This is a genomic window from Bacillus sp. S71 (assembly GCF_016625265.1).
Taxonomy (GTDB): domain Bacteria; phylum Bacillota; class Bacilli; order Bacillales; family Bacillaceae_G; genus Bacillus_A; species Bacillus_A cereus.
Map to the genome: position 1 here is coordinate 218,031 of NZ_JACVUW010000008.1, position 11,905 is coordinate 229,935.

Here is an 11,905-nt window from a genome sequence, read left to right on the forward strand (position 1 = left end):
TTTATCGCGCTAATTGTGAACAGTAAGATTCCCACCTCTAAATTCAGTAGCTGGATGCCGGTAAACGCTCAATTGCTGTAGGCTAATTAAAGTTTCACTTTATAATTTTTCCTAATTTCTTTTAAACATCAGTTTTTAGTAAAAAGACCTGCTGAATTTCAGCAGGTCTCAAATTGTTACTATAGATTACTATGAGAAGTGTACTTCGTCAATTTTTTCTTAATAATGAAAATTACTCATGTTACTCTGTTGAGATAGATGGATCTGCCTGTTCTTTTTTCGGGATAATTTCAAAAAACTGGTTCTGTATATCATCTAATAACGGGGTTAACAAAGCAACTTCCTCATATTGCTCATGCTCGTTTAGTACACGAATATAGTCTAACAATAATTCAGTTACATCTTTCAAACCGTTTTTACTAATTGGTTGTAATGTAACATTTGCCCCTTTTGCGATTCTTCTTTTTAAGGCTTGTTCTGTTAAGCCTAAGTTTGAATCATGACGTAAATAAACAACACCGCCAGTCATGCCGGCGCAAATCCATGGACCAGGGTCACCTAAAACAAGCGCTCGCCCATTTGTCATATATTCAAAAGCAAACCCTTTAATATTGGAGTATGCCCCTATATTCCCGTGCTCTTTTTCACGGAGTGGTTTTGTTATTCTACCTCCAATTATCATGTCTGCCCCAGAAAGGCGAATGCCAGCGCGAGCATCAGCGTTCCCTTGTACGTATAGTGCCCCTTTTTGTGCGCCATATCCAAATCCTTTTCCGACAGAACCGTTATAATATACTCCATCTTTTCCTTTTGATTTCGTTATATAAATCCCACCACCAAAGGAAGTTTTACCAATGCCATCTTGTGCGCCGCCATTTACGTGTATAAATAAATTTTCACTATTGTAAGCACCTAACCCATTTCCGGGAATAGAACCATTCGTATACTTTAATGTAAGTGGTTCAAGTTGAGTAGCTTCATATAGTTTACTGCGAACGCGATAACATGATTCTAGACCACCCATAACGCGTTGCTCTACACCAACGCCTACTAATTCTTTTGAGTCAGCGGAATGAACGGTTTTAAATTGTTTTTCCGGCACGTCTTCTGTTGTTGTAACAGATGGATGTTCTAGTATTTGTAGTAAATTACATAAGTTTAATAAATTTTTGCCTCGAACTTGCTCTAATAAATCAGAACGCCCAACAATTGCTTGTAAATTTGTATATCCAAGCTGTCCTGTTAATCGTTGTAGTTCTACACCGAAAGAGGTGAATAAATTTAACAGGCCGGCAACTGCGCTTTCTAATTCGCGCGGAACGAAGCGGCGTAATCCGTGTTCTTTTGCTTGTGCTTCAGACTCGATTTGTGTCGCAATTCCAACATGGCAAGTATCTAGATGGCACCCACGGCAAGTAGTACAGCCGATTGCAATCATTGATAGTGTGCCAAATCCAATACGGTTTGCTCCGAGGAGCATGATTTTCAAGGCATCATTTACACTTCGAATACCACCATCTGCCCAAATCTCTACTTTATGTCTCATACTTGCTTCTAATAAAGCGTTGTGAGCGGCTTTAACACCAATTTCTACAGGGAGACCTACATGCTGCAATGCGTGAATACGTGCAGCGCCTGTTCCGCCATCGAATCCGCTAATGTTAATAAAATCAGCACCAGCTTTGGCTATACCGACAGCAATTGTTCCGATATTAGGAACGACAGGGACTTTCACGGCTACTTTGGCAAGTTGATTAGCTGTTTTAATTTCTGTAATCATTTGAGCTAAATCTTCAATTGAATAAATATCATGGTTATTAGAAGGTGAAATTAAATCTGAGCCGATTGTCGCATTACGTGCTTCAGCTATTTTGGCTGTCACTTTTGAACCAGGTAAATGTCCACCTTCCCCAGGCTTTGCGCCTTGACCGATCTTGATTTCAATTAAGTTTGATGAGTTTAGTAGTTCGGCATTTACTCCAAATCGTCCAGATGCCACTTGTTGTCCACGTGTATGTGGGTATTTCCCAATCATATCTTTAATTTCGCCGCCTTCACCGTTCAAGCTAATCATATTTAGCTGATCGGCAGCTTCTGCATATGCACGAAAGGCGATTTCGTTTTGAGAACCAAATGACATAGAACTAATAATAAATGGTAAATTATGATTTTGAATGCCGATAGATACCTCTTCAGTTGGAACGACATGTTTTGTTTGTTTCGTTTGAACAAGATGTCTGATTGCGATTGGGTTATTCTCTTCTAGTTCACTTAACTTGTCGCGGTAATCATCATAAGAATTTCCTTTTGCAACATCGCCAATTGCTTTCCAAATTCGCGGGAATATATGAAATGATTTTCGCATTCTAATTTTAGGATTGTTATAATCCTCTGCTCGTATTTTTGCATCTTCAGTAAGTGATTCAAGTGAAAAAGCTAAATCATTTGAACCGAAGAAATTTGTAATTTGTAATATATTTGCAATTTCCTCATGTAACCCAATAGATGAATAGAGACGTCCGTAACCACGTAACTCATGAATTCCAATTGTTGAAATGACTTTTTCTAGTCCTTTATTAAGCGCATTATACAGATTCGTAATTGGTATTTTTGTTCCATCATTTACAGTCGCGAATAATAAATATGGATTAATACTATCTGCTCCTAATCCATATAGCGTTACAATGTCATGTAAGGAGCGAAGGGCACCAGAACGTATAACGAGAGAACAATTGCGGCGTAATTTATTTTCACTTAATGCTTGATGTACTTTAGCGGTAACTAAATGTGGATCAATCCACAAGCGTTCATTTAGATGAGCTTTTGCGTCATCTAATACTAGTAGAGAAGCACCATTGTTAACAGCAGCTATCGCTTCAGAACTAATGCGGCTTAATGCACATTGCAGGGTTTCTGACGAGCTGAATGTAGCAGAGATTGTGGCGATAGAGTTATGAGTCATAAATAGCTCTATGAGTTGTTCATACGTAATTGTGTGTAATTCCTCTGCAATAGGTTGTGCCACGCTGCCTTCTAAAATAATTGGTGAAAGCATTTCAACTACAAATGGCCGTTTTGCGCCGCTTAATAAACTTGGACGCTCTCCAAGTACAGTACGTGTAGAGAAGTGTTCAATTTCACGGTCACGGTCAATTGCAGGGTTTGTAACAACAGCTACACTTTCTTTAATAAAGTCAGCGATATTTCGTCTATCAGTATCGAGTGCGGCAAGTGGTGAGTCATGCCCAAGTGAGCGTATTGGCTCAACGCCTTTTGTTGCCATCTGTTCAAGGAGCTGAATATGTTCTCGGTCCCATCCGAAAGCGACGTATTGTTTCGTTTCAACTTGAACAGAATCACATAGCCCTTGGATTTTTTTCGTTTCAGGGATAGATAAATTTAAATGGTAATTGGTAGTATCAATTCGCTTTTTAAAACGGTTATATACTTGGATTTGATATTTGTCATATTCATAAAGAACAAGTTCATCTTGTTCATTCCATTTTAATCCAACCTTTTCTCCAGGGGCGAGTGGTTTTGGTTCTGCTACATATTTAGTTGGTGATACAACTCCAGGTTCAGAAGAGAAAATATAAGAGCTCTCTGTCTCTACTTTCCATACTGGGCGTAATCCAAGGGAATCAACACTGAAAACAGCTTCATCTTTAAAACGGGAAATGATGCCAGCTGGTCCTTGTGCAAAATGTCCCCATGCTTCACGTATATACGTATATAAATCTTGTAAAGGTGTTTCATAAAGTTTAATTTCATTAATAATTGGAGGGAACAATATTTCCATTGCTTCAAATAAACTGTAGTCGTATTGAACAAGTAGAGTTTCTAAGGTGCGGTTTAAATCTTGAGAGTCACTGCCCCCAGCAGTAAGTGGTACATCAATCATTTCAGCTTGATCGCGTAATTTTGCGATTGTGTTAATTTCACCATTATGTCCGAGAATGCTAAATGGTTGTACACGAAAAAAATTAGATAATGTATTAGTAGAGTAGCGGTTATGTCCTAATGTCATAGTTGAAGCGATAAGTGGATGTTGTAAATCATTATAGTAGGCAACAAGTGTATCACCAGCACCTAGAACTTTATATACAACATGATCACGACTTAATGAAGCAACATGAATTGCTTCGTTTTCCTCTATTTTTATTGTGACAGAAAATAATGTTTGCTCAATATTTGTAATTTCGTTTTCTGCGATAAGGGCAACTTGCCAAAATAAAGGTTCTTCTTGTTTACCAAGTGGACCGAGTGCATCGGAGTTTGTTACATCATCACTTTCGAAAATGATTGTAAATTTTTTGTTGTTTAATTGCGTACGAATATAATCTTTTAAGATAGTAATGTTTTCTTTTTTATTTAGAAAAAAATGTCCAACGATAAAGTGGGGATGATCCACAATCGTTGGATTATATCCGCTACTTTTTAGTTTTTCATTCCAAAGCGCTTTTGGTACATCAATGTGAATGCCGATGCCATCGCCCTCACCATTAATGAAACCAGCTCTATGATTCATTTTGACGAGTGATTGAATACAAAGGTCAATGTTTTCTTTTGTAGCAATTTTTCGTTTCTCCATAACGGAAACGATTCCACACGCATCGTGTTCTGCATTTCTATAATCTCGAAATAAAGACGGTGTCCATGTATTTTTTGTATTGAGCATCCGTCAATCCCCCCTCTTGTAAAAGTTAGAATAATCTTACTATTTAAGGTGCAAATCACCTTGTACACAGAGATAGTAATGCTGTAAAAGAATATAAAACAGATAATTATGAATAATTATACTATTAATACGGGATTTATGAAATAGAAAAAAGGAAAAAAGAAAGGTGAGCTTTCTTTTTTCCTTTTAATGACGGGATTATTTATTGTCTGCTAGGGCAGCAAATGCTCTGCCGACAGCTTCGATTGTATATTCAATATCTTCTTTTGTATGTTCTGTCGTTAAGAACCATGCCTCGTATTTAGAAGGTGCTAAGTTAACTCCTTCTTGAAGCATAAGCTTGAAGAATTTACCGAACATTTCACCGTCTGTATCTTGTGCGGCATCGTAATCTTCAATTGTATTTGTTGTGAAGTATACAGTTAAAGCTCCTTTTAGACGGTTTAATGTAATGTCGATATTATGTTTCGTTGCTTGCTCTAAAATTCCTTTTTCAAGCATTGCACCAAGTTCATCTAATTTCTCATAAAGTCCTTCTTGTTGAAGCACTTCTAGACAAGCGATACCTGATGCCATAGAAGCAGGGTTTCCTGCCATTGTACCAGCTTGGTATGCAGGTCCAAGCGGAGCAACTTGTTCCATAATTTCTTTCTTACCACCGTAAGCACCGATCGGTAAACCGCCGCCAATAACTTTACCAAGCGCTGTTAAGTCAGGTGTCACACCAAGTAAGTCTTGAGCACCACCGTACATAAAGCGGAAAGCAGTAATAACTTCATCGTAAATTACTAGTGCGCCAGCTTCGTGAACAAGTTCATTCACTTTTTCAAGGAATCCTGGTTTAGGCTCTACAATACCGAAGTTTCCAACAATCGGTTCTACAAGGATAGCTGCTACTTCATGACCCCATTTATCTAACGCCTCTTTTAAAGTTTCTACATTATTAAATGGAACGGTAATAACTTCTTGTGCGATACTTTGTGGTACGCCAGCTGAGTCAGGAGTTCCTAAAGTAGAAGGACCAGATCCAGCTGCCACAAGTACTAAATCAGAATGGCCGTGGTAACAACCAGCAAATTTCATGATTTTTGTGCGACCTGTATAAGCACGAGCAACACGAATCGTTGTCATCACTGCTTCGGTACCAGAGTTTACAAAACGGACTTTATCTAATGCAGGCATTGCTTCTTTTAACATTTTTGCGAATTTTACCTCTAGCGCTGTTGGTGTTCCATAAAGTACCCCATTTTCAGCAGCTGTTGTAATCGCTTTTGTTATATGCGGATGAGCATGTCCGGTAATAATAGGACCGTATGCTGCTAAATAATCGATATATTTATTTCCGTCTACATCCCAGAAATAAGCGCCTTTCCCGCGTTCCATAGCAACAGGAGCGCCGCCGCCAACTGCTTTAAAAGAACGAGAAGGACTGTTAACACCGCCAACGATATGCTCTAAAGCTTCTTTATGTAATTCTTCTGACTTTGTGAATTTCACTACAATTCATCTCCTTACAAAAATCTATGTATTATTCTAACATGTTTTTCGAAAAGACGTATTGTTTGTGATAGCGAAGGCAGTTGGGTAAACTATTCGTTGTGACATTTAGGAGGGGGGTCCGATTATGAAATCGGTAATTGAGGTACAAGGGTTACGTAAAGAGTTTACAGCCTATTCAAGTCGTCCGGGCTTAAAGGGTGCATTTCGCGATTTATTAAATCGTAATTATAAAATAGTACCAGCAGTAAATGATGTATCTTTTACTGTAAAGCAAGGTGAAATGGTTGGTTATATCGGTGAGAACGGTGCTGGTAAATCAACAACAATTAAAATGCTTACGGGGATTTTGACTCCGACATCAGGGCAAATCACAGTAAATGGAATGAATCCACATAAACAAAGAGAAGAATTTGTAAGAACAATTGGTGTTGTCTTTGGACAGCGCTCGCAACTTTGGTGGGATATTGCAGTCCAAGAATCGTTTCGTTTATTAAAGAAAGTGTATGGTGTATCAGACGCTCAGTATAAGGAGCATATGGAGCACGTAATTGAAACGTTAGATATAGGGCCTTTATTAGATAAACCAGTTCGAAAATTATCTCTTGGTCAAAGAATGCGTTGTGAATTAGCAGCAGCCTTAATTCATAATCCACCGTTATTATTTTTAGATGAGCCAACAATTGGGTTAGATGTACTTGTGAAATTGAAAATACGTGAATTTTTAAAAGAAATGAATGAACGTTATAAAACAACAATTTTATTAACTACGCATGATATTACGGATATTGAAGCTTTATGTGAGCGTGTTATCATGCTGGATGAAGGAAATATTATGTATGACGGTTCTTTAAATAATCTTCGTACGCAGTGGGGAGCAGAGAAGGAAATACACTTTCAGTTTGTTGCACCAGTTTCCTATCAGGCTTTATCAATGGTTATGCCAGATAATCATGTTGTTTGGTCGAAAGCGAAAGAGGAAAACGCATGGGTTGCAAAAATTCCGAATGAAGAAGTTGTTATTTCGATGCTTATTTCTAAAGTAGTACAAGCATTTCAAATTAAAGATTTAAAAATTAACGAAGTGTCTACAGAGGAAATTATTCGTAACATTTATGAAGAAGGTATTACGCATGGGTAAGTATATTGAAATGATTCGAATTCGCTTTTTAATGATGCTTGCGTATCGCACAAACTATTATAGCGGGATTTTAATTTATACAATTAATATCGGCGCATATTATTTTTTGTGGCAAGCAATTTATAGCGGAAAAGAGAATATTGAAAGTTTATCTATTTCGCAAATGACTACGTATATCGCAATCGCGTGGATGGCACGTGCGTTTTATTTTAATAATATAGATAGAGAAATTGCGATGGAAATTCAAGAAGGCCGTGTGGCTGTAGAATTAATTCGTCCTTACAACTATTTAGGTATGAAAGTTATGCAAGGTCTTGGCGAGGGGATATTCCGTTTTGCATTCTTTTCCATCCCGGGCATGGTTATCGTTACGCTATTATTTTCATTGCAAATTACAACGAATTTTCAAACGTGGTTATATTTCTTCTTATCTTTAATATTTAGTTTTATTATTAATACACAAATTAATTTAATGACGGGAATGCTTACGTTTTTCCTATTTAATAATAGTGGAATTATGTATGCAAAACGCGTTGTTATTGATTTATTTTCAGGTCTATTATTACCAATTAGTTTTTATCCGTTATGGGCCCAAAAAGCAATGATGTTTTTACCGTTTCAGGCTATTAGTTATATTCCAAGTATGATTTTTTCTGAAGGTATACAGGGGAGTAAGTTGTATGAGGCTTTAGTATTTCAAGTGATTTGGGCAATTGTACTTATTATTCCAATTGTACTCATGTGGAGAACGGCGAGAAAACGTCTAATTGTACAAGGGGGATGATGAGATGCTATATATAAACTTATTTTTACAATATGCAAGTCAATATATAAAAACGAAATTGGAGTATCGAGGCGATTTTATCGTTGGTTTACTTTCTGATTTATCGCTTCAAGCAGTTAATTTAATATTTATTCTCGTTGTATTTGGGCATACACAAGCATTGAAGGGATGGAGTCGAGAAGAGGTAATCTTTATTTATGGTTTCTTTTTAGTACCATTTGCCATCTTTTCAGCTTTCTTTAATATATGGGATTTTAATGATCGATACATTATTAAAGGGGAGATGGATCGTGTATTAACGCGACCGATCCATAGCCTATTTCAAATTATATTAGAAAGAATGGAACTTGAATCTTTAATTGGAGCCATTACAGGGATTGTTGTAATGGGATATGCAGCTGTGGAGTTACAATTATCTTTTTACTGGTATGATTTCTTCTTATTTATATTGATGGTAGGAGGAGGAGCACTTGTATATGGAGGGATATTTGTTACGCTTGCGAGCCTTGGTTTTTGGTCGGATGCGAAAAGTTCAATTATGCCCCTTATGTATAACATAGGTAATTACGGGCGCTATCCTGTTAATATTTATAATCGTGTAATTCGTTTCATTTTAACGTTTGTTTTACCGTTCGCGTTTGTTGGAGTATATCCAGCAGCGTACTTTTTAAGAAAAACAGAATGGAATAGTTATGCATTCGCGACGCCACTTGTTGGTGTTATCTGTTTTACAATTGCAATCAACCTCTGGAACCAAGGAGTAAAAAGATACCGTGGCGCGGGTAATTAATTATAGAAGCTTGTTCGTTTCTAAGGGATAAATCAGTCCTCCACCTCATACATATAAAATGAGGTGGAGGACATGTTATGGGGATTTATTCTATTAATTGCAGCAATCGCTATTTTGAAAAGTGTCCAATTATTATGGAGTTCCTATTCAGATTCAACGCGTTTTTTTTCGCTGTATAATTTGGCCACATTATTTTTGATCTATACAACAGTACTGATCGCGTTTGGATTAAGTTACGTTGTATTAGAGGAAATGGGTTTCGCAGTTTTGAAAGAGGACGGAGAAAGTTTGAACGCTCATTCTTTTCAACTCGTTGAAGTTTGTTTATATTTTAGCGCAGTTACTTTATTGTCTGTTGGATATGGTGACATATCTCCGATTGGAATTGGGCGATGGATTGCAATTGCAGAAGCGCTAATTGGATATACACTCCCTTTTGCTTTTGTGATGAGGTCTGTAATAGACAATGAAAAATAAGGAAGCATTTGTTATAGTAAAGGAAAAGAGTAGGAGTGATAGCAATGATTACAGTAGGAGAAATGGCATCAGAATTCACATTAGAGGGAAGTAACGGAGAAGAAGTTAGCCTAGCTGATTTCCGCGGTAAAAATGTAGTTCTCTATTTTTACCCGAAAGATATGACGCCAGGATGTACAACTGAAGCATGCGATTTTCGTGATGCGTATGGAGTATTTCAAGAGAAGGATACGGTTATTCTTGGAGTAAGTCCTGATTCAGCGAATAGACATTTGAAATTCATTGAGAAACATGAATTGCCATTTACACTTTTAGTAGATGAAGATCATAAAGTAGCAGAGTTATACGATGTTTGGAAGTTAAAAAAGAACTTTGGGAAAGAGTATATGGGAATCGAGCGTTCTACATTCCTTATTAATAAAGACGGTGAACTTGTAAAAGAGTGGCGTAAAGTGAAAGTGAAAGGACATATTGAGGATGTTCTTTCTTATATAAAATAAATCTACGTTGGAGATAAAATATGCAGAAACAAGGCAAGTGTCTATACATATTTTACTGCCTTACATAAAGTGGAAGTGTAGGGCATACCTCCTCAGATGATAGTATTCCAAGTGCGATTATGTCGCACTTTTTTCTATTTAATATATGAAGAAAAAGGGAAAGATACATAAAAACAAGTCCTGAATATAAAAATAAACCACATACTTATAGTAGAAATATTGACGATTTATAAGAAAAGGAGTACACTCTTTATAAGAATTATAAAATAATAATCCGTATAGAATCGGGGTGCATGACGGTGGTCAAAGAAGAATTAAAAGAAGCGCTAGAAATGCTGAAAAATACGGGTGTACGCATTACTCCACAGCGTCATGCTATTTTAGAGTACCTTGTGGAATCAATGACGCACCCAACAGCGGATGATATTTATAAAGCATTAGAAGGTAAGTTTCCAAATATGAGTGTTGCAACTGTCTATAATAACTTACGTGTGTTTAAAGAGGTTGGACTTGTAAAGGAATTAACTTATGGAGACGCTTCAAGTAGATTTGATTATGTTACAAGTCAACATTATCATGTGATTTGCGAAAAATGTGGTAAGATTGTTGATTTTCCTTATGGAGGCTTGGAAAAGCTGGAAGAGGAAGCTGCGAAAACGACAGGCTTCGTTATCAATAGTCATCGCTTAGAAATTTATGGCGTTTGTCCAGAGTGTCATAAGGCGTAATATATAATAAAGAAAGAGGCTGACGGCTATACGTCAGCCTCTTTCTTTATTATATAAGGATTAGCGTGAGGTTAATCGGGATTTACAGTGCTAAGTTAGTAAGAAGGGTTAGATAAAAGTTTGTCGAATTTACTTTGTATTGGTGGAAATGAATTCTTGGAGGGGACATTTTGAAGAAATATGAGATTAAAAGTGACATTCCAACATTGGAAGAATATAAATATTTATGTGATTCTGTGGGATGGACTAATTATATGAACTTTGAGGTGGTGGAAATATCACTTCAAAATTCGATTTACTGTATAACAGTCAAGGATAATAATCAAATCATCGGCATGGGCAGAATTGTTGGTGATGGGGCTATCTATTTCTATATTCAAGATATAGTGGTTCATCCAGAGTATCAAAAGAATGGTATTGGAAAGAAAATAATGAATACTTTAGTAGAATACTTAAATCAGAATGCTCCAGATAAAGCATTCATTGGTTTGTTTGCGTCGCAAGGGAAAACGTCATTCTACGAAAAATATGATTTTAAAGATTATTCGCCTAACATGACAGGGATGTTTACTGTTATTTCGAAAAAATAGGTGTAATAAATTTAATAAAACAATTAAAAAGTTGATTTCTTAAGAAATCAACTTTTTAATGAGTTGAAACGTTTGTAGTGTTGCAAACTCGTATTTCCCTTGATACTTATGATTTATAACTCTTCTTATTATACTTTTCATCAAATTCTTTTCCTTCTAGATCTCGATCTAGTGTTAAAGGTTGATTGCAGTGCATACATGCATCGACACGGCCGAGCATTTTTGTTGGCTTATCACAGCTGGGACAAATAATTTGGATAGTCTTAGTAGATAACATACCAATCCAAAAGTAAACGACAGTGCTAGCGATAACAGCTAAAAAGCCAACCATCATAAAAGTTGTCATGATAATAATGTTTTCGCGGAAAAAGACACCTAAGTATGCAATGAAGAGGCCGATAAATACTAAACTTAATGCAAAGGTCCGGATTTTATTGATTTTGTTTGAATACTTAATGCTCATTCTCACCACACTCCTATAATAATAATATAACATAAAATTTAGAATTTTCACTCTCGTGTAAATTGATAAAGAGATAAGATATGAAATGGATAGGAGAGGAGCCATGAAGAATGAATGGGTGCTATAATGATTTTTACAGCGATTTTTAAGTTTTTAACGGGATGTGAAATTTTTTTGTAAAAAGTATTGACCCTGTATATACTGCATGATATATTAATAACCGTCGCTGATGCGGAAACGCAGAAAACGACAAAAAA

Annotated in this window: 10 protein-coding genes; 7 read left to right on the forward strand and 3 right to left on the reverse strand. The window is 36.5% G+C overall.

From position 1 onward, the window contains the following. Window positions 1-241: 241 nt before the first annotated feature. Both IBT51_RS18835 and hemL read right to left on the reverse strand, forming a co-directional pair. Window positions 242-4,678 (reverse strand): glutamate synthase-related protein, encoded by a 4,437-nt coding sequence (locus IBT51_RS18835; RefSeq protein WP_200458713.1) that lies wholly within the window; start codon window positions 4,676-4,678, stop codon window positions 242-244. Window positions 4,679-4,876: 198 nt separating this feature from the next. Then, on the reverse strand, window positions 4,877-6,175 hold the full coding sequence (gene hemL / locus IBT51_RS18840) for a glutamate-1-semialdehyde-2,1-aminomutase (RefSeq protein WP_053565316.1): 1,299 nt from the start codon (window positions 6,173-6,175) through the stop codon (window positions 4,877-4,879). A gap of 127 nt (window positions 6,176-6,302) precedes the next feature. Here hemL and IBT51_RS18845 point away from each other — a divergent pair, with 127 nt between their 5' ends. From IBT51_RS18845 to IBT51_RS18875, 7 genes are all read left to right on the forward strand, one after another. Then, entirely contained in the window at window positions 6,303-7,316 is a 1,014-nt protein-coding gene (locus IBT51_RS18845; RefSeq protein ID WP_089170375.1) for an ABC transporter ATP-binding protein, read from the forward strand. Beyond that, window positions 7,309-8,100, forward strand: a complete 792-nt coding sequence (locus IBT51_RS18850; RefSeq protein WP_000521519.1) for an ABC transporter permease — start codon at window positions 7,309-7,311, stop codon at window positions 8,098-8,100. The genes IBT51_RS18845 and IBT51_RS18850 overlap by 8 nt, the downstream gene beginning before the upstream one ends. A 4-nt stretch (window positions 8,101-8,104) precedes the next feature. Then, window positions 8,105-8,890 carry an ABC transporter permease gene (locus IBT51_RS18855; RefSeq protein WP_000965774.1) on the forward strand — a complete coding sequence of 262 codons (786 nt, stop codon included), beginning with the start codon at window positions 8,105-8,107 and terminating at the stop codon, window positions 8,888-8,890. A gap of 72 nt (window positions 8,891-8,962) precedes the next feature. Continuing rightward, window positions 8,963-9,367: a potassium channel family protein gene (locus tag IBT51_RS18860; RefSeq protein ID WP_000964343.1), complete on the forward strand. Its 405-nt coding sequence runs from the start codon at window positions 8,963-8,965 to the stop codon at window positions 9,365-9,367. Between the two features lie 44 nt (window positions 9,368-9,411). Then, entirely contained in the window at window positions 9,412-9,867 is a 456-nt protein-coding gene (gene bcp, locus IBT51_RS18865) for a thioredoxin-dependent thiol peroxidase (protein WP_200458712.1), read from the forward strand. A gap of 299 nt (window positions 9,868-10,166) precedes the next feature. Further along, window positions 10,167-10,595, forward strand: a complete 429-nt coding sequence (gene perR, locus IBT51_RS18870) for a peroxide-responsive transcriptional repressor PerR (RefSeq protein WP_000237829.1) — start codon at window positions 10,167-10,169, stop codon at window positions 10,593-10,595. A gap of 170 nt (window positions 10,596-10,765) precedes the next feature. After that, window positions 10,766-11,185 carry a GNAT family N-acetyltransferase gene (locus IBT51_RS18875; protein ID WP_000759744.1) on the forward strand — a complete coding sequence of 140 codons (420 nt, stop codon included), beginning with the start codon at window positions 10,766-10,768 and terminating at the stop codon, window positions 11,183-11,185. A 106-nt stretch (window positions 11,186-11,291) separates the two neighbouring features. On the opposite strand, the gene IBT51_RS18880 is transcribed toward IBT51_RS18875, so the two are convergent. Next, a complete protein-coding gene (locus IBT51_RS18880) occupies window positions 11,292-11,648 on the reverse strand; it encodes a YgzB family protein (protein ID WP_000025058.1) in 357 nt (118 codons plus the stop codon). Window positions 11,649-11,905 lie beyond the last annotated feature (257 nt).